The 18,404-nt window shown below is 58.8% G+C and carries 14 protein-coding genes and 1 tRNA gene; 5 read left to right on the plus strand and 10 right to left on the minus strand.

What is annotated here, in order from left to right:
- Positions 1-268 precede the first annotated feature (268 nt).
- Both AC1XDK_RS13080 and AC1XDK_RS13085 read left to right on the plus strand, forming a co-directional pair.
- A complete protein-coding gene (locus tag AC1XDK_RS13080) occupies positions 269-637 on the plus strand; it encodes an ArsR/SmtB family transcription factor (protein ID WP_483350341.1) in 369 nt (122 codons plus the stop codon).
- A gap of 1 nt (position 638) precedes the next feature.
- The gene (locus tag AC1XDK_RS13085) at positions 639-950 is read left to right on the plus strand and encodes a DUF7521 family protein (RefSeq protein ID WP_483350342.1); all 312 of its coding nucleotides are present in this window, start codon (positions 639-641) and stop codon (positions 948-950) included.
- Positions 951-1,060: 110 nt separating this feature from the next.
- Here AC1XDK_RS13085 and AC1XDK_RS13090 read toward each other — a convergent pair whose 3' ends face one another.
- From AC1XDK_RS13090 to AC1XDK_RS13125, 8 genes are all read right to left on the minus strand, one after another.
- Positions 1,061-4,675: an Eco57I restriction-modification methylase domain-containing protein gene (locus AC1XDK_RS13090; protein WP_483350343.1), complete on the minus strand. Its 3,615-nt coding sequence runs from the start codon at positions 4,673-4,675 to the stop codon at positions 1,061-1,063.
- 742 nt (positions 4,676-5,417) lie between these two features.
- Positions 5,418-5,519: transfer RNA gene (locus AC1XDK_RS13095), tRNA-Gln, on the minus strand.
- Between the two features lie 251 nt (positions 5,520-5,770).
- Positions 5,771-6,199, minus strand: coding sequence for a metal-dependent transcriptional regulator (locus AC1XDK_RS13100; protein ID WP_483350344.1), 429 nt, complete (start codon positions 6,197-6,199; stop codon positions 5,771-5,773).
- A complete protein-coding gene (locus AC1XDK_RS13105; RefSeq protein ID WP_483350345.1) occupies positions 6,196-6,696 on the minus strand; it encodes a ferritin-like domain-containing protein in 501 nt (166 codons plus the stop codon). Before AC1XDK_RS13105 ends, AC1XDK_RS13100 begins: the two co-directional genes overlap by 4 nt.
- 89 nt (positions 6,697-6,785) lie before the next feature.
- Positions 6,786-7,994: a Fe-S cluster assembly protein SufD gene (gene sufD / locus AC1XDK_RS13110; protein WP_483350346.1), complete on the minus strand. Its 1,209-nt coding sequence runs from the start codon at positions 7,992-7,994 to the stop codon at positions 6,786-6,788.
- Entirely contained in the window at positions 7,991-9,421 is a 1,431-nt protein-coding gene (gene sufB, locus AC1XDK_RS13115; RefSeq protein ID WP_483350347.1) for a Fe-S cluster assembly protein SufB, read from the minus strand. Before sufB ends, sufD begins: the two co-directional genes overlap by 4 nt.
- A 9-nt stretch (positions 9,422-9,430) precedes the next feature.
- Complete coding sequence (locus tag AC1XDK_RS13120; RefSeq protein WP_483350348.1) at positions 9,431-10,336, minus strand: ATP-binding cassette domain-containing protein; 906 nt, start codon at positions 10,334-10,336, stop codon at positions 9,431-9,433.
- A 160-nt stretch (positions 10,337-10,496) separates the two neighbouring features.
- Positions 10,497-13,178 (minus strand): DNA-directed DNA polymerase, encoded by a 2,682-nt coding sequence (locus AC1XDK_RS13125; RefSeq protein ID WP_483350349.1) that lies wholly within the window; start codon positions 13,176-13,178, stop codon positions 10,497-10,499.
- Between the two features lie 107 nt (positions 13,179-13,285).
- On the opposite strand from AC1XDK_RS13125, the gene AC1XDK_RS13130 reads away from it, so the two are divergent.
- The 3 genes from AC1XDK_RS13130 to AC1XDK_RS13140 are packed head-to-tail and all read left to right on the plus strand — an operon-like array spanning position 13,286 to position 14,314.
- Positions 13,286-13,471, plus strand: coding sequence for a DUF7331 family protein (locus AC1XDK_RS13130; RefSeq protein WP_231183199.1), 186 nt, complete (start codon positions 13,286-13,288; stop codon positions 13,469-13,471).
- A 47-nt stretch (positions 13,472-13,518) separates the two neighbouring features.
- Positions 13,519-13,854: a DUF7322 domain-containing protein gene (locus AC1XDK_RS13135; RefSeq protein WP_483350350.1), complete on the plus strand. Its 336-nt coding sequence runs from the start codon at positions 13,519-13,521 to the stop codon at positions 13,852-13,854.
- 25 nt (positions 13,855-13,879) lie between these two features.
- Positions 13,880-14,314 carry a DUF7346 family protein gene (locus AC1XDK_RS13140; RefSeq protein ID WP_483350351.1) on the plus strand — a complete coding sequence of 145 codons (435 nt, stop codon included), beginning with the start codon at positions 13,880-13,882 and terminating at the stop codon, positions 14,312-14,314.
- Here AC1XDK_RS13140 and rad50 read toward each other — a convergent pair.
- The gene (gene rad50, locus AC1XDK_RS13145) at positions 14,291-16,957 is read right to left on the minus strand and encodes a DNA double-strand break repair ATPase Rad50 (RefSeq protein ID WP_483350352.1); all 2,667 of its coding nucleotides are present in this window, start codon (positions 16,955-16,957) and stop codon (positions 14,291-14,293) included. The genes AC1XDK_RS13140 and rad50 overlap by 24 nt on opposite strands.
- Positions 16,954-18,396, minus strand: coding sequence for a DNA double-strand break repair protein Mre11 (gene mre11 / locus AC1XDK_RS13150; RefSeq protein WP_483350353.1), 1,443 nt, complete (start codon positions 18,394-18,396; stop codon positions 16,954-16,956). Before mre11 ends, rad50 begins: the two co-directional genes overlap by 4 nt.
- Between the last annotated feature and the right edge of the window lie 8 nt (positions 18,397-18,404).

An 18,404-nucleotide genomic window follows, 5' to 3' on the forward strand; every position in this document is an offset into this window, starting at 1 on the left:
GCCCCCTTTTTATATTATCCAACGGACCCTCCGTTAAAATGCGATGGGCTCCGACGAACTGACAACGTGCTCCCACACCGGTAGTATGGTGATGTGGCCTCTGACAGCACGATGCCCCCCATCGCGGTCACCGTTGACGCATCAGCCCTCCACAATCGCGCTGTACTGCATCGACAGCCCCTCCACACACTCGGAACCGGTCGCCGCGACCGTCCGCGTTCAAAACCCATGGGCCTATTAGTCCGACCGATAGTCATTCGACTGAAACGTGAGTGAGGATCCTGCGCTGGGTGAGCTTCTCGACGTCCTCAGCGACGAGTATGCCCGGAAAATCCTCGCAGCAACGAGTATCAAACCAATGTCCGCAAAACAGCTTGCCGACGAATGCGAGATGTCCCAACCGACGGTCTACCGCCGAGTGGAACGATTACAAGCGCACGGACTCCTCGAAGAACAGACCAAGATTCGGACCAGCAACAATCACTACAGCGTTTATACGGCCACGTTATCGAAGGTCTCTATCGAGTTGGACACCGGGTCCTTCGAAGCAGCCGTGACGCGCACCGAGGAATCGTTCCCCGGGGAACGGGAGAGCGACACCGCCGACCGCTTCAAGAAGATGTGGGAGGACCTCTGAGATGGCTCCCGTGGTCGCTATCATCGACTGGCTTATCGTCGCACTCGCTCTCGGGTCCACGCTGGTCGGTAGCTACGTGGGATATCAGGCTTACCGCGGGTATCGCCGCCACGACAGCCGGACGATGCGAGCACTCTCCATGGGCTTGTTTTTCCTCACAGCCGTCGCGTTCGGCGTCGCCTTCGTCGGCTCGCTGCTCCTCCGCGAGGGCTACCTCGGTCTGCAGTATCAACAACCGCTCACGCTCGTCACGCGACTGTTTCAGTTCCTCGGCGTTCTGCTGATAGCCTACTCCTTGCATTCGCGAAGGTAGTCGGCTCACTATGGTCCGTTCTCGCCACGTGGGCAAGTGCGGCTAATGCACCACAACATCCGCGAGAGCGGTAGTGACCCTCGAAACCCTTTCAGTAGCACCGACTCTCCTTAGAGAACGTCCTCGACAACTACCATCTCACGTGAGTTCGAGATTTGTTCTGTGTCCCATCGTGAAACCGTGTTCACAGCCTCTTCCGTCACTGTCTCTATCTCATCCCAGTACCTGTCCGGGCTCCCGTTCCGAGTAGCAAACCGCTCGGTGTAGAAGCGTCCAAACAGCGCACGAACGCGTTCAGTCTCCGACTTTTTCCAGTCTTCCGTGCCGCACCACTGGGAAACCATCTCGGACCGTATATCTAAGTACAGAGCGCTTAGAATCGCATCGAGCCCGGACTGTAGCGTGTTTACGTTTTCCCTGAGGTCGCGATTCGAGTCGTTATCCAGTTGTCTGACCATGGTGAGAGTCCAAGTGAGGTGTGCTACTGCCGTTTCTACATCCGAAGAGACGTCTGGAATCGGAATCGGCTTGGAGTACTGCCCATCCATCACCCGCGCGGTCTCGGTAGTTTCCGAGAAAATCGCTTTCTGAAGGTAGTAAGAAGCACACGGGTGATTTAGCGCTGCATAAATGAACGCGACCTCTTTCGGACTACTGTTTTCAAGCGGGACGTTGACGAGCTTCTCCGTACCCACGACTTCCCCATCCGCGTCGATCCAAGCTCGAAGCCGAGTTCCACGAAGAACTTTCAGCATGACACGAGGGACCGCATATTTGTCAACGGAGTCACGGTAATCGCTAAGATCCTTGTGCCAGATGTCCTCCAAGTGGAATTCCTGAACCCACGGATTCTTATTGATGTAGTGGTCGTCCCCGTCGTCGAGGTTCTTCTTTTTGCTATCCGGGATGTACAACTGCCTCGTCGTGTCTTCGGTCGACATCACGTCACCGAGACGCCGTTCGTGGGTCAGAAGGCGCTCTAAGACATCGCTCTGCCCGTCAGTCACGGGACGGAAGATGATGTTTTTCGAATCCAGCATAAACTCCTGGTCGACCCAACCGAGGTGGACCGGTTGGTTCGTGGTCGTACTCCGAAGATCCCGACTTCGGTGTACTGTCGGGACACTTCGATGGCCGTCACTACCAAGAGTGCTAATCATGGCAACGGTTTCCAGATTCACTCCCACGAATCCGAGACCGACATCGAAGATGTGCTTAAATTCGGTTTCCTCCAACAATTTTTCTCTGATGTCGGACCACGAACTGTAGAAGGCGATGCTCTTGCTGACGATATAGGAGATTACCCCCCGCTGATGCACGAGGTCCAGCGCTCTTTCGTAGAACCATTCACACGAATCGTTCGTCCCTTGACACTCGTAATTAGCCTCGTTCTTCAGCAACGGCTCTTCTTCTGGACCGAGGGACGCGCCGTATGGAGGGTTGCTGATAACGACATCGAATCCGTCGTTGTTCATAAACACGAGCGGAAATTCGAGCGGCCAGTGACAAGCGTCTAACTCGTCCTTCCGGAAGTCCTGTCCGGCGTATTCTCGCTCGATGATGACACCCCAATTATCCGAGTTCGAAAAGTGTTGCCGAAGTTGCTCGAACACTGCCTCAACGCCCCGCTTATCAAGTGTCGGGGAATCTAACCGAGCCTTGTACTTGTACGTGGTAAACCCTTGCCGCTCTAAATACTCGTCAATCGATTCCGGTATTCCGTCTGGGATTTCGATGCTGAGCGTGGTAGACGATTGCGGAGCGGCGTTCATACTATCCCATGCTGCACCCACATCCTCAACGTGGTCAGCGATCGTGAGACAATTGTTGCTCGAATCGCTTTGCGCCGCGTACCGCTCGTCGAGGTCCCCTTTCAGTTCGTCGTGTCGACGCTGGAGTTCGCGCTTCGTTTCTTGTTCCGGGTTAGTGGACTCCCTGTAGTCACGAACGTCTTTCCCGTACTGTTCTAATCGCTCCTCCAAAGTCGAGGACTCCAGTGTTTGTTGGTTGCCAGCCACAGCAGCGGTTTCGGTGAACCCGAGGAGGCTATTTCCAGTCCGGATATTGAACGTGATGTCCGGTAACGGCGGAATCCCGTCACGTGCGTTTACAGGCGTCCCTTCAGTCGTGTCCACCGGAGTCGCACTAATCAGCCACAGCCAGAGACGTAGCTTGCAAATCTCCGTCGCTCCTTCCAAGATGTCGACACCGAAGATGTTCTGTGCGATGATTTGCCGACGGAGCACGTACTCGTCAGTGTCTGGCCTACACATCGACCGCCACTCGAACAACGTGTTTGCCACCGCGAGGGCGAATGAGCCGCTGCCAACAGCAGGGTCACAGACCTTCAATTCCTTCAACTTCGAATCCAAGTACTCCAGAACATCCGGGAAGTTCTTGGTTTCCTCATAGAGAATATCGAATCCATCCCGCTGGTTTGCCTCGATTTCGTCGGACTGAATCGTACCAGGTCTGTACAAGTCGTCCTGATTCAGCTCACTAGGTTCTATCCCGTCACTGAAATCTTCGTCGACCTTTTCCAGTAGGCCTTCCCACAACGCACGTCGGGCCTTGAAATCGGTTATGTCCTCCCCCGTGTAGTACGCACCGACCTCGCTGTTGCCCTCCGAAAGCAAGTCGTTCCGTTCAGCGGCGTCCAAGTCACTAAGCCGAACGTCGTCACCGACTTTACTCACTGAAATGATGAATTTTTCGTAGATGTACCCGAGAACCGCAGGGGTAAGGTTTCCGACCGTGTTGGCTTCGTCTTCATCCGTTCCTTCGAACCCATCTAAGAGCCAATTGTACTCGTTGAGCTCGCTAATGAGGTCTTCCCAGTCGAAGTCCTCTACGACGAGTTCTTCGTCTTCGGAGACGACTGTCCCATCAGTCGTCGTGAGGTCTTCGGGTTGGAAGAGTCCACCATTGAGATATGGGACATGAAGCCAATAGGGCCCGGTGAATTCGATATCCACGGTGCTTCGGGAGTTCAACCGGTCGAAGAAGACCGTTCGGAGAAACGTCCAAAAGTCATCGTGCTCCCGTACGAGCGTATCGAACACGCGGTCTGTCTTCCCTGGAACCATCTCCTTTGCGTCGTTCACGGGAACGACAACACCACGCTCGACGAGGAAGTAGAGGAAGATTAGCCGATCGATGATCCGTTGGGCGGACAGGAGCTCTTCCCGTTTACCGAGTGTGTATCCGCTCTTGGTCGTAAGCGAGTTGGCGAGGTCGGAGCGATGGTCCCACAACTCTCGGTAAAAACGGTCGACAACGTCCTTGTAATCGAAGAGCGCGTTGATATCCTCTGGAACCTGTTCCAACTTGTCCCGTTTGCTTCCCGCGGTCGCTCCTGTGTGAAGTTCGGGGTTGTAAACGAACTGGAAGTTCCCGCGGGAAGAGCGGAATACTTGAACTCTGTTCGTCTCCGGGTCGAAGAACCAGAAGTATTGCAGATGGGTTCTCCGTTTCAACTCTTGCGTGATTTTCTTCGGGATATCACTTGGGACATCCGCTATTTGGAATTCGAAGTACGCAATCCGAACCGACCCCTCGATACTGAAGCGGTATTTGACATCGTGGTCAGAATCGTACGTCACCGTGTTCGATGTCGGTTCTTCAAAGTACCCCGCATCAACGAGGTAATCGTACCCGTAACCATCCGCAGTACTAGATTTCGGTGTGGCGTCCAACGTACGTGGATACTCCATTGCGTCAGCCATTATCCATATATTTGATAACTTCCTTCACTTCGCTCTCTCCGGACTTGTTCATACCTTCCCCCGACAATCGAATAATCATTTGCCATTCCGGTGAGGTTCGTCTTCATGGTCGTGTCGGGTTCCTCGGTGGAGAATTGCCGACCAAATCAGGGAATCTGTACTCCTCGTCGTCCGCTTCACCCCAGACCACTGTCCCGAGGGGGAGTTCGAAAACAGGTCGCGATTCGTCCGGTAGTTGAGTAATGGTTGCATGAATCAGGCGGAAGTGACGATGAGGAACTGTTCGGTGTCCTTACCGTCGATGAGTACGTGTGTGATTTCATTCGAAGTGACTATATCCGCGTCAATACCGTCATCGATGGCCAAGCCGGGGTTCCCCAGTTCGACCCCGAAGAGACTGGCTCGTCCGGAATGCCCCGTGTTTCGCCCGGTTTGTTCTCAACCATGGGTTGTTCTGTAGAACGTGTCAATGACTTCGTATAGTCCTTTCTTCGACTGAGTAGAATGTAGTAGCCGGATTGGGCCACTCGAAGTTTGTTTTTGCTACACTTGGACGGAAGACCGGAGCGTCACCCAATCCCAGTTACACCACCGTTGGGTTCGTTCGATTCGACGATCTCGAACTCCGCTTCGGTCGCTGGCTCGAAGAACGGCGTGGCACCAAGTAATTGGGCCAAAAAACACCGCTCGCCCTCTGGGTATCGAATCCGCGGGCTATCCGCTCCTCACGTTCGTCGCAGAATAGTCCCGGGCGGATTCGAACCGCCGTCAATGGCTGTCTTCCGCAACTGGAACACCAGTCACGTCCAAAGGCCATTATGATTGGCCGCTACACCACGGGACTGCAGTTATGCATTTTCGGGTACTGCTTCCTCGTACAAGTGTGTTGCTTTTCTCTTTGTTAGTTCGAGGGAGAAGCGTTCCCGTCTTCTACATTACGGTGGCAAGTACAAACGTTCTGTTCGGATTCGCTCGCCTTTCTCTGATGGATTGGCTGGAGTAGTCCTTTGATTTCCCGGACACAGTCCGAACAATACACACCTTCTTTGTTCGTAGGATAGTATTCGAACTCGGATCCACAACTTGACGCTCGAATCAGTCCGCGTGCCCGTCTTCGACCAAGTATGTACACATGTCCGCGTCGGCGTGGAAACACTCGGGACATTGGGGTTCCCGGTCGATGATGGTGTCGAGTCGGGCCGCCACCGTCTCGTCGATGACGCTTTCGAGCTGTTTCGCCTCGGTACGGAACTCGTCCACTTCGAGGACGTTGGCGAGGAAGCGCTCCAAGATACAGTAGGTCTGGAGGGCATCGCTGGCGCGCGTTTCGCCTTCCTCGGTGAGCGTTGCACCACGATACTTCTCGTGTTCGACCAACCCACGCTCTTGGAGTTTGCCGACCATTTCGTTGACGCTGGCGGGACTCACCCCGAGTCGATCCGCGAGGGCTCCGGTTGCCGCCGGCCCGTCGTTGATACGTTGAACGAGGTATATCGCCTTCAGATATTGGTCTGCTGTGTTCATTTGCTGGCCTCCATCAGGTTCGCGACTTCTTCGACGCCCGTTGCCTCTTCCGCTCGAATCGAAGAAAGGGTCTCGAGCAGTCGGTCGTTGTCGACCCCGAACTTCGTCTCGCTCGCTTTGATGGCGACGATGAGGTCGTCGTAGAACTTGTACGCCGTCTCCTCGCCGTGCAGTTGGTCGTAGAGCACGCCGTCGAAATCGTCGGGCGCAGTCTGGGCGTACTGCTCGCCCACCAACAACTCTATCTCCTCGAACGGGATCGTTTCGGCATCGAGTTCGTCGATGAGCGATTCGAGACGTTCTCGGTGCTCTGCCGATTCCTCGCGTGCTTCCTCGAGCAGTTCGCGCACGTCCTCGTGGAGTTCGTTTCGCTCCTCGGAGGGGAGCGTTTCGAAATGGCGCGCGGCCCGTGCTTCGACGACTTCTTCCAACACGACGCCGATCTGGAGCAAGCGCGCGAGTTGGCGGTCCGACGAGACGCGCTGACTCACACTCATGGCTGGGGAAAGGAGGTGGGGAAACTTAACACTCCCTGATGTGACCGCGCGAAAAAGACCGAAAGTGAGTTCGAACGAAAAGGCCGTCGTCAGTAGTCGAGTCGCTCGACGATCTTCGCTTCGAGGTCCTCGCGGAGTTCCTCGACTTCGACCTCGTCCAAGACGGGGACGAAGAACCCTTCCACGAGCATGTTCTTCGCCAACGAGTCCGGCACGCCGCGCGAGGTCATGTAGAACAGGTCCTCCTCGTCGACCTGTCCGACCGTCGCGGAGTGGCTGGCCTCGGTGTCGTGGTTGTTGATGATGAGCTTCGGTGACGCGTCGGCCTCGCTTCGGTCGGAGAGCATCAGCGTGTTCTCACGCTGGTAGGAACTCGTGTCCCATGCCTCCTTGCCGACGTCCTGAACGCCCTCGTAGACCGAGCGCGCTTCGTCGTCGAGGACGCCGCGCGTCACGAGGTCGGCCGTCGTGTGCTCGTTCTTGTGCCAGACGCGAGCGGCGACGTCGAAGTGCTGGTCGTCGTGACCGAAGAACGCGCCGACGGTCTTCGTCTCGGAGCCCTCGCCGTCGAGGGTCGTCTCGACGGAGGACTTGGTGAGACGCGACCCGATGTTCCCCTCGATCCAGTTGACGGAGGCGTGGTCCGCGGCGGTGCCGCGCTTCAGCGTGTAGGTGTACGTCTCCTCGTCGACGTCCTGCAGGGAGCCGTACTGGACGTGGCTGTTCTCGCCGGCCGCGATTTCGACCAGTCCGCTGTAGTAGCGCTCGCCGTCCAGTTCCTCGCTCTCCTGGCGCTCCAGAATCGTCACCGAACTCGATTTCTCGGTGACGACGAGCGTGTAGTTGAAGAGCGAGTGGCTCTGCATCGTCGTCCGAATCGTCACGTCCTCCGCGTCAACGCCCTCGGGGACGTAGACGAGCGTGCCGGACGTGAACAGCGCCGCCGAGAGCGCCGTCAGGTAGTTCTCCTGTGGGTCGATGACCGAGCCGAAGTACTCCTCGACGAGGTCCTCGTGTTCGTCCAGCGCGTCGGACAGCGAGAGGACGGAGACGCCTTCGGGTTCGACGCGCTCTTTCTCCTCGGCGGCCGACAGCGGGTCGACGAAGCTGTCGTAATCGAGCGCGTCGAGGTTCGTCCAATCGCGTCCCGGCGTCCGGATGACGTCGGGCATGTCGAGTTCGGAAAGCGCATCGAGCGCGTCGAGACGCGTTTCGAGCAGCCAGTCGGGCTCGTCGAGGTCGCTCGAGATTTCGCGGACGGTCTCCTCCGAGAGGGTGCTGTGAACCTGCGTGCTCATCCGAGACTGCCCTCCATTTCGAGTTCGATGAGGCGGTTGAGTTCGACCGCGTACTCGATGGGCAGTTCCTCCGTGATGGGTTCGATGAACCCGCTCACGATCATCTGCTTTGCGTCGTCGTCGTCGAGGCCGCGGCTCTGGAGGTAGAAGACGTCCTCGTCACCGATTTTCCCGACGGTCGCCTCGTGGGCGACGTTGACGCGGTTCTCGTTGATCTCCATGTACGGCATCGTGTCCGACGTGGACTCGTTGTCGAACATCAGCGCGTCACACTCGACCGACGTGGACGAGTCCACCGCACCTTCGCTGATGTGGACGAGGCCGCGGTAGTTCGTGCGGCCGCCGTCCTTGCTGATGGACTTCGACTCGATGGTCGAGTTGGTGTTCGGCGCGTTGTGGTAGACCTTCGCACCGGTGTCGATGTTCTGTCCTTCGCCCGCGAAGGCGATGGATATCTGGTTCGCGGACGCCCCGCGACCCTTGAGGATGGAACACGGGTAGAGCATGGTGGATTTCGACCCCATGCTTCCCGAGACCCACTCCATGCGGCCACCGGCCTCGACGATGGCGCGCTTGGTGTTGAGGTTGTACGTGTTCTTCGACCAGTTCTGCACGGTCGAGTACTGGACGTGAGCGTCGTCGCCGACGAACACCTCGACGCCGCCGGAGTGGAGGTTGAACGCGGAGTATTTGGGAGCGGAACAGCCCTCGATGTAGTGGACTTCGCTGCCCTCTTCCGCGATGATGAGCGTGTGCTCGAACTGCCCCATCCCCTCGGAGTTCATGCGGAAGTACGCCTGCACCGGCATCTGCACGGTGACGTCCTCGGGGACGTAAACGAACGACCCGCCGGACCAGACCGCACCGTGGAGCGCCGCGAACTTGTTGTCGCTCGGCGGCACGCACTTCGTCATGAAGTACTCTCGGACGAGGTCTTCGTGCTCCTGGACCGCTTGGTCCATGTTGCAGAAGATGACGCCCTTTTCCTCCCACTGTTCCTGCATGTTCTGGTAGACGACCTCGGACTCGTACTGGGCACCGACGCCGGAGAGCGCGTTTCGCTCCGCCTCCGGGATACCGAGTTTGTCGAAGGTGTCCTTGATGTCGTCCGGGAGGTCGTCCCAGTCGTCCGCGCCGCCGCGCTTGTCCACGTCGGGGCGGATGTAGGGAACGATCTCCTCTACGTCCAGTCCCGAGAGGTCGGGCTGGCCGGGCCAGTCCGTCGGCATGGGCATGTTCTGGTAGTGTTCCAGTGCGCGGAGACGCCGCTGGAGCATCCATTCGGGTTCGTCCTTGTCATCGCTGATGAGGCGGACGACCTCTTCGGTCAGCCCCTTGTCGGACTTGACCGCGGCCCGCTGTTCTTTCTTGAACTCGAACCGTTCTTCCGTATCTGTCTCTTTCAAGTGATCCTGATCTGAACTCATACTAACACCTTATGCGGTCTCGTAGACCTGGTCGCGGACCCAGTCGTACCCCTTGTCTTCGAGGTCCTCGGCGAGTTCCGGGCCGCCTTCCTTCACGATTTCGCCGTCGAGCATGATGTGGACCGTGTCGGGTTCCACGTAGTCGAGGATACGCTGGTAGTGGGTGATCTGGAGGATGCCAGTTCCCTGCTCGTCGCGGAGCGCGTTGATTCCTTTCGATACGTCCTGCAGGCGGTCGATGTCCAGCCCGGAGTCGATTTCGTCCAACACCGCGATGGACGGTTCGAGGATGGCGGCCTGCAGCACTTCGTTCTGCTTTTTCTCACCGCCGGAGAAGCCGGCGTTGAGGTAGCGCATCGCGAACTTCTCGTCCATGTCGAGAAGCTCCATCTTCTCCTTGAGGAGTTGCTGGAATTCGGCGACGCCGACTTCGCCCTCGTCCGCTGGGCCTTCCATCGGACTCGTGTCGTAGCCCGACTCTTCTTCCTCGTCCTCAGTTTCGTCCTCCTCACTGAAGAGGTCTTCGCGCTCTTCGAGCTTCGCGTTGAGCGCCGTGCGGAGGAAGTTGGACATCGTGACCCCTTCGATTTCGGCGGGGTACTGGAACGCGAGGAAGACACCGAGCGCCGCGCGCTCGTTCGGTTCCAGTTCGAGGAGATTCCACGTGCGCATGTCCTCGGGAATCTCGATGTCTCCGAACTCACCTTCTTCGATGTGAAGCAGAACCTCACCCTCGGTGACTTCGTACGCGGGATGGCCCGCGATGACTTTCGACGTCGTCGATTTGCCGCTACCGTTCGGTCCCATCAATGCGTGAATCTCTCCGGATTTGACTTCGAGATCGACGCCATTGAGGATCTTTTCGCCTTCTTCCACGACCTCTGCGTGGAGATTTTTCAGTTCGAGCGTTGCCATTGTTAGGTTCACCTAAGTCATTTGGAGCAAGGGTAGGTTGTCCCATAACCGTTTCGCATTCCTGTGCAATCGGTTTTCGGAAAGGAAAAAATTGTTTTCCCGTATGAAAGCACAGTAGTTCATTTCCCCCTTTAATAGGTGTAAAAACGGTACTTGTCGTTTACATGAAACTACTGAGGCCGGTCTGTTGCTGGCCCGTCTTCACTTCCTCCCACGAGATGTCGAGCGCCTCCAGCACCCGTTCGATGGGACCTTTGAGGGTCTTATCGAGCATCTTGTCCCAATCTATTTCGAACTCCTCCGGAATCTGGTCTGCATACTCGAAACAGATGACGTCCTGTTCGTGTTTGAACTCGCCGTACAGCGTGTCCGGACGGGCGTCGAAATCGCCTTCTCGTTCGATTTTCTCGAAGTACGACGGATGCACCTTCTTCAGGTAGAGGCGTTTGGGCTTGCTCCCGCGCTGGAAGTTGGTTCCGAGGAGGAGGTTCGCGTACTTCGCACCGCGAACCTGTGCCGTGTCCGTGTCGTAGTTGTCGAGTCGCTTCCCGATGCCGCCCGGAATGGCGACTTCGTTCAAATCGACGTTTCCGCCTTGGAAGTTCACGATGATGTCGTGGACGTACTCCTTTACGTCGTCCAGGTCCTCTCCCGTGACTATCATCTCGATGACTTCTCGCTGGACTTCCTTCGTGATGGGTGCGATGTCCGAGCGTTTGTACTCGAAGCCCGTGATGTCGATGTCGTCGACGTCCTTGCCCTCCTTCCAGACGATGTAGCCAGCATAGCGTTTTTTCTTCCCCGCTTGGAAGAAGCGTCGGTACAGTTTCTCGAACTCGATTTGGAAGCGATGTTCGTTCGCGTTCAACTCCTCGCGCGCGAACTCGTCGTAGCGGGCGTTGATGTGGTCCTCGATTTCGAAGGATTGGTCGATAGCGTCCTTCCTCTCGATGTCCCCACCGAGTTCGAGCATGACGGAATCGGTGTCCCCGTACGCCACTTCGTAGTCGATTTCGTTCGCCGCGGTTTCGGTGAACTCGATGACCTCCCGACCGGTGGCGGTGATGGCCGCACCCATCTCCTTGTCGTAGAGGCGGAATCGTTCCCACCCCAACACGCCGTAGAGCGAGTTCATGATGACCTTCACTGCCTGTTGCTGTTGGTCGTAAATCTCGTACTCGGCGCTGTTCGGGTCGTGTTCGTTCCGGAGCGCCTTCTTCTCCTCGCGCTCGCTCAACGTCTCGTTGATGATTTCCCGAACGATTCCGTCCGGTTCCTTCCGGAAGTGGCTCCCGTTCGGCGCGACGTACGTGTCACCATCGTACTCGTCGGGGTTCACCGACGTTTCCGGCGACAGGTTGAGCGTCACCATACACATCGGGTACAGCGATTTGAGGTCGAGCACCGTGACGTTCTCCTTGACGCCGGTAATCGGTTCGAACACCGCGCCGCCCTCGTAATCCTCCGCCTCGAACTGCCCCTTCGACGGAAGCGCGAACTGTCCGTGAGCCTTGTGCAGGACGTACACGTCCACCGCGTCGCCGGGCGTCGTCGCGTCTTCGAGTTTACATCCGACGAACGACGCGACTTCCCGCCAGAAGGAGACGATGTCCTGCTTTCTATCGAGTTCGACACAGAGTTCCACGTCACGAACGTTGTACTCCAACAGTCGCATCGGGTTCTGCTCCCAGAGGTCCCCGATGTCTCCCGCATAGCGTTCCTTCCCGACGCCGAGTTCGACTTCTCCGACCGCGTCGAGGCGATACGAATCGAGTTCGCTGAACTGGGTTCGTTTGTACGCATAGAGCAGGTCGAAGACGACCCGGCCCTTCACCGTCGGGCCGCCCCAGTCGCTCCGCCAGACCTCGTTCACGCGAGAGAGTCGATTGTAATTCAGGTCGTAGTCGTGGTGTGGTCCCTCCAACCGTTCGAGCCTGTCGAGGAAGTACGGCGCGTCGAAGTCCTCGAAGTTCCAGCCCGTGAGTACGTCCGGGTCGGTGTCGTCGATGTAGTCGAGGAAGGAATCGAGCATGGCTTCCTCCTCGTCGAACGTCCGAACGTCGATGTCCGAACCGTCCCGAAGCGGTTCGTAGTCCGGGAGGTCCGTCGGCAGGTCGCCATCGCCGTCGGGTGCGTCGAACAGCCATGCGATATACTCGTCGCGGTAGGAGTCGTGACTGGTGAGACAGATGATGGGTTCTTCCCCGTCCTCGGGGAATCCCGAACGGTCGTCGACCTCTATGTCGAAGGTGTGGACGCGGAGGTTCGCCTGTACGTCGGCCGCTTCGACCTCGCCCTCCTGCACGACGATTGCCCCGTCCTCGCGGCGGCGTTCGGGAAGCCGAATCCCGCTTTTGATGTCCTTGTCGATGAGGAAGCGGTTGGGAAAGAGGATGTCCGCCTCGAAGTGGTCGAACTCGTCGCGGATGTTCCCCACGTCCCGCGGCGTCCGACCGAATATTTTGGTCAATCGCTCGCCACGGATGCTCTCGTAGCCCCCCTCGGACCCGGTGATTCGCCCGTCGTTCAGTTTCCCGTCGTCCAGCGTCTCCGTCGGCACGTAGAAGTACGGCCGAAACCCGACGACGCGAACGTGCTGTTGTTCGTCGTCCGGCGTCCGCCCGAACACGTGGATGATGGGTTCCTCTTCGTCACCACTGCCGTCGATGGTGTAATCGACCTGCGTCACCGCTAGCTCGATGGTCCCCTGTGATTCGGGGAGCCAATCCGTGTCGGCGTCCACGACGTTCGCCGTCGTCGATTCGTTCCCCGCAACGGCGTGGGCTTCTGCCGCGGGACGCTCGTTTCCACCCGCGAAGTCACCAAGCCCAGATTGAGTCATGTCGATTGTTTTTGGCGCTTCTGGGTAAAAACCCTCCCGTTTGCGCCAGTCGGGGGAGGGAAAGAGATTTAATGTGTTAACTCATAGCACAGGATGAGGTCAAGCCAATGTCTGACCGTGCAACAGAAGACGGAACGCTGGACCGCGCAGAAACCGAACTTCCGGTTCCCGACGAACCGATGAGTTCGATTGAAGCCTATGAGACGGAAGACGGCGTCGTATTCTACGACGCTAACAATCCCCTTGGATGGCTGAAGGCGTCCAGCACGGTCACGCTAGAAAAACACGTCTGAATCGACTCCGAACGCTTTTCCCTTTTACAGTAGAACGACGACCCACGGTGTTCGACAAATTCGGTCACGACGATGAGGGGTCCGAAGACCCGGGTGACGCCCCGGAAGCCGACATGATTCCGACGGTGGAAGATCCGTCGGAACGGCTTCGCGTCGATGCCCCCTCCGTCCGTGACTACAGCGAGGTGGACGCCGACCCGGACCTCCAAAAGGAGTTTTGGTCGCAAGTCCTCCTCTTCAACATCGCCCTCTTCTGTCTCAGTCTCGGCATCATGCTCCTCGTGTTCCGGAGACAGTGGACGTTCGGTGGCGGCCTCCTCATCGTCGGCCTGTTCACCTTCGGACGCGGCTACCGCCGGTACCGTTCCGTCCAGAAGGACTAACCGTTCGCCAGCGCTACTCCGAGGCATGCGAACTGTCCGCGACGAATCGGGACGCCGGTATTTGCTGGTCAAGCAGTCGGGCGAATCGAGTCTCGTCCGTGACCCGCGTACTGGGGACGAACGCTATCTCGAAAACGACCGCCTCGATTCGGTTTCGGGCGAGTCACCGCTCGAAACGTCGGCACGACGGGTTTCGTCGCCGGTCAGACGAATTCTCACTGCTGTCCCGAACGACCGGGCACTCGGCCTGTTGGTCGAGTTTTACGACCGCGGTCCCGTTCCGGCGCGGTCGATAGTCTCGGCGTACGACCTCTGTGAAAGCGACCTGCACGGATTGCTCGCGGAGTTCCGTGCGGCGGGACTCATCGAAGAGCGAAAAATTGCGGGCGAACGCGGCTACGGCTTGACGGATATCGGAACGGATGGAGTAGCGTCGTTAGTCGGCGACGCCGAGGAGTGACTCCCTGTCCTCGACGTGCGACCGGTTGGTCGTCGAATCCTTCTCCACGCGTACGAGGTTGTCCGCACCGCCGACCAGTTCGTCGTCGTGGCTGACCACGATTATCTGTTCGACGCCCAACTCGCGCATGGATTCGACGAGTTCCACCAACTGCGAGACGTGCCCCGAATCGAGGAATACCGTCGGTTCATCCAGAATGAGCGGCGGCATGGGAGCGCTTCCCTCGATACCTTCCGCGAGGAGACGATAAATCGCACACCGCAAACTCAAGTTGAACAGCGCTCGCTCCCCGCCCGAAAGCTGTTCGGGGTCGAGCGGTTCACCGTCCTTCTGGTAGATCGTGAGTCGGTACTCGCCGTCGAGCGCGATGCGCGCGTACGAGTCGTTCTGGTAGATGAGGTCGAACACCTCGTTCAACATCCGCTCCAGACTCACGACGTTTCGCTGGCGAAGTTCCGCCCTGAGATCGCCGTACATCGACTGGAGGTCGGCAGCCTCGTCGTACAGCGATTCGAGCGCGGAAACCCGTTCTTCGATGTCGTCTCGACGGTCACGAAGTTCCTCCAACTCCTCGATTTCGCCGCGGACGCCGCCGATTCGGTCGATGAGGTCGTCCCGCCGCTCACGCAGCGACGAGAGTTCGTCCGTCACCCGTTCGAGGTAGTTCTCGGCCCGCTCCTTATCGTTTCGCGCCTGTTCGACGCGGGATTCGTCGTAGGCTTCGCGGAGTTCCGACTGACGTGCGCGTTTGTCCGAGAGTGTCGTGCGGCGCTGGTCGTTGAGCTCTTCCAAATGGCTTCGTTTTTCGGCGAGTCGGTCGAGTTCGGACTCCGCGTCCGCCTTCTTTTCCTGTATCGTCTGTATCCGCTCGATTCGGGTTCGACGGGCATCCACTTCCTCTCGTTTCCCTTCCAAACGTTCGACCTCCTCGCGCTGCGCTTCGGCTTTCGCTTCCAGTTCCTCCGCCGACTCCTTGCGCTCGGCCGCGTCGGATTGGAGCGTCTCCGCCTCTTCCCGGAGCGTTTCGGCCTCCTCGCGTTTTTCCCGAATCGCGTTCTCCCGGTCCTCGACGAGTTGTTCGACGTTCTTCCGGTTGTTCCGACGCTCTCGAACGCGGTTTTCAGCCGTTAGGAGTTCCTCTGCGTCCTCGATTCCCGCTTCGAGACGCGTCCGTTTCTCACGAAGAGTTTCGACTTCGTCCTGCAGTTCCGACACTCGTTCCCGGTCCTCGTCTATCGTATCGACGTGTGGCGACTCCTCGACGGATTGCCCACACTCCGGGCACTTCCCGGCGTCGAGGAGACGCTCCGCTTCCTCGACACCCTCTTTCGCGGTCCGAAGGCTTGCACGGGCGTTCGTCTCCGCCTCGCGGCAGTCCGCGAGGTCCGAACGGAGCGATTCGAGGTGCTCCTCGGTCTCCCCGAACTCGACCGGTGCGTCCGCGAAGCGTTCGCGGTAGGACTCGATTTCGTCGTCGATTTCGGTTAGCTTTTCGCGGCGGTTTTCGAGTTCCGCCGTCGCCTCCTCGACTTCGTCGTCGAGTCTGTTCGCCCGCTCTCGCTTCTCCGTTGCCCGTGATTCGAGGTCGGCCACGCGCTCGCCGAGGTTCGACGCCTGATTGTCGAACATCTTCGCCTTCATCCGCCGGTCTTCGAGTTTTCCCGCGAGCGACTCGTCCTCGTCGTCGAGTGCTTCGAGCCGTGAATCGAGAACCTCCTCGTCGGCGGTTTCGAGGTCCGTTTCGGCGAGGAGTTCTTCGACCTTCGACTCCAGTTCCGCGATGGTCTCCCGCACGTCGCTGGCCCGTTTGCGACAGGTTTCGCGTTCGCTTTCCGTCTCGGTTATCTCGTCCTGAAGCGACTCGATGTCCGCTTCGAGGGAGTTCAACTCTTCCCGCTTCTCCTCGGACGTTTCGAGGACCGTTTCCGCGTCTTCGAGGGTTTTCCGGGCGTTGTCGCGTTGGTCCTCGTAGTTCCCGACTTTCGATTCGAGGTCGTTTCGCTTCGATTCGAGGTCGTTCAACAGGCCGTGAAGGTTCTTTTCCTCCTTTTTCTCGATTTGGGATTCGAGTTCGGAGTAGCTTCCCCGTCGGTCGTCGAGGACGCTTTTGACGCCGAGGCGGGCGTCGCTCGCGCGTTCCCGATACTCCTCTAATTTACCGAGTTGGAGGAGGTCGTCTATCATGTCTTGGCGCTGTGCCGGGGTGGCGTTGATGAGTTTGTTCACCTCGCCTTGTCGGACGTAGGCGCAGTTGACGAACGCCTCCGCGTCCATGCGAAACAGGCTAACGATGTGGGCGCGCACGTCGCGGGCACCGTCGAGGGTTCCGTCGGGCGTTTCGAGCACGCATTTTGCGGTTTGAGCCGAGTCGCCCGTCGCACGAACCCGGCGATGGATGTGATAGCTTCCGCCCGCGTGCGTGAACCAGAGTTCGACTTCCGCGTCCTCCGCGCCGATGGTGACGATGTCCTCGAGCGTTCTGTCGAGCGCCCGTGCGCCGTACAGCGCGAAGAAACACGCTTCGAGGAGGGAGGATTTGCCGCTTCCGTTGAGTCCGTGGATGACGGTGACTCCCGAGTCGAGCGAGAGGTCCGCGTCCTCGTAGCACTTGAAATTCGACAGCCGAACGCGCTCGAACTTCACAGGTAGTCCTCCATGGATATCTGTCCGTCAATCTCGGCGTCGTCGGTGTCTGCGGTGTCGGCCTCCTCGTCGGTAGCGGCGGCCGAGTCGTCCACCGCGGCACTGGCCTCTTCGGTAGCTGTCTCCGAATCCGCGACGGCCTCCGCGGGTGGCGTTTCCCCCCGCGCTGGCTCTTCCGTGGGAACGTCCTCGGACGGCGACTCCTCCGTCGATTCGTCCTCGCTCTCCGTGTCGTCTCCGTCCGAACGCACCGAAACCGAGAGGGTCTCTCCGTCCGACTCGACCGCTTCGGTGTCGTCCGTGTCGGATTCGTTTTCCTCCCCTTCCGCCGGTTCGAACGCCGTGATATCCTCCGATATCTGAGTCGAGACGCGTTCTTCGACCGCGTCTCGGACGTTCGCGTCCGCGACCTTGCTCGCACGGACGATTTCGTCCACCGCGTGGGCCGTCTCGCTGAGTCCCATCTCACGGACGCGCTCACGAACCGCGTCGTCGGGGTCGGCGAACGAAACCGAGAGGTCTTCGGTTTCGGCTTCGATTTCGCGCCGGTCGGTCACGCGGGCGACGAGCGCGCCCTCGTCCAGCGCGAACTCCTCGACTCGTGCGGGCGTCACGTCGGTTCCCTCTCCCTCGATGGAGACGAGGACGACCGAGTCGTCCACGTCGTGTTCACGAATCGCCTCCCGAACGAAGTCGATGCCGTCCTCCTCGGCGAGGGCGACGGAGACGTACTCGAAATCCCTGGTTGGAATGCCACGCCGGGTGATGGTCACGTCCTCCTCGAAGTGGACGATGTTGTACCCCCGGTCGTCGCGCTCGCTCGCGCTCGCGCGCTCGGTCGAACCGCAGTACGTCACCCACGCGTTCGCGACCCGCTCCTTGTCGGGTTTGTGGTTGTCGCCGAGCAACATCGCGTCGAAATCGACCGACGCCTCGGTCAGGACGTGTTCGGCGTCCCAGTCCCCGAAGTCGAACGGCTGAAACAGGCCGTGTGCGACGAGCGCCGCGGCGTCGGCGTCGTGTGCCTCGAACTCGTAGTCGAGGTCGTCGCGCTTCGAGACCGGAACGTGGTCCAATCCGTAGAAAGCAGTGTCGCCGACGAGCACCGGGGACGGTCCGAGTCGCGTCGCGAGCCCCAGCGTCTCGAAGAGGTCGAGCCACTGTTGGCCGTGCGTGCTCTCGTGGTTCCCGACGATCGCGAGAAACGGGATGTCCGCCCGACGAAGTTTCCGGAGGACCGAAATCGTCCCGTGGAGGTCCACGAGTCCGGGTCGGCGGTCGTGGAACAGGTCGCCGGCGTGGACGACCGCATCCATCTCGTCCTCGATGGCGTCCTCGACGACCCGGTCGAACGCGGCAAGAAAATCGTCCCGTCGCTCGGGCGAATGATACTGACGATACCCGATATGAGTGTCGCCCGTGTGAATCACCCGTGTCATTGATTCAG

The organism is Haladaptatus sp. HS23 (assembly GCF_056892285.1).

Bases quoted from the DNA above. Each gene is read 5' to 3' on its own strand.
- AC1XDK_RS13130 (WP_231183199.1), top strand. From the start codon at position 13,286: ATGTCTGACCGTGCAACAGAAGACGGAACGCTGGACCGCGCAGAAACC.
- AC1XDK_RS13105 (WP_483350345.1), bottom strand. From the start codon at position 6,696: ATGAGTGTGAGTCAGCGCGTCTCGTCGGACCGCCAACTCGCGCGCTTG.
- mre11 (WP_483350353.1), bottom strand. From the start codon at position 18,396: ATGACACGGGTGATTCACACGGGCGACACTCATATCGGGTATCGTCAG.
- AC1XDK_RS13090 (WP_483350343.1), bottom strand. From the start codon at position 4,675: ATGGCTGACGCAATGGAGTATCCACGTACGTTGGACGCCACACCGAAA.
- AC1XDK_RS13085 (WP_483350342.1), top strand. From the start codon at position 639: ATGGCTCCCGTGGTCGCTATCATCGACTGGCTTATCGTCGCACTCGCT.
- AC1XDK_RS13125 (WP_483350349.1), bottom strand. From the start codon at position 13,178: ATGACTCAATCTGGGCTTGGTGACTTCGCGGGTGGAAACGAGCGTCCC.
- sufB (WP_483350347.1), bottom strand. From the start codon at position 9,421: ATGAGTTCAGATCAGGATCACTTGAAAGAGACAGATACGGAAGAACGG.
- AC1XDK_RS13120 (WP_483350348.1), bottom strand. From the start codon at position 10,336: ATGGCAACGCTCGAACTGAAAAATCTCCACGCAGAGGTCGTGGAAGAA.
- sufD (WP_483350346.1), bottom strand. From the start codon at position 7,994: ATGAGCACGCAGGTTCACAGCACCCTCTCGGAGGAGACCGTCCGCGAA.
- AC1XDK_RS13100 (WP_483350344.1), bottom strand. From the start codon at position 6,199: ATGAACACAGCAGACCAATATCTGAAGGCGATATACCTCGTTCAACGT.
- AC1XDK_RS13140 (WP_483350351.1), top strand. From the start codon at position 13,880: ATGCGAACTGTCCGCGACGAATCGGGACGCCGGTATTTGCTGGTCAAG.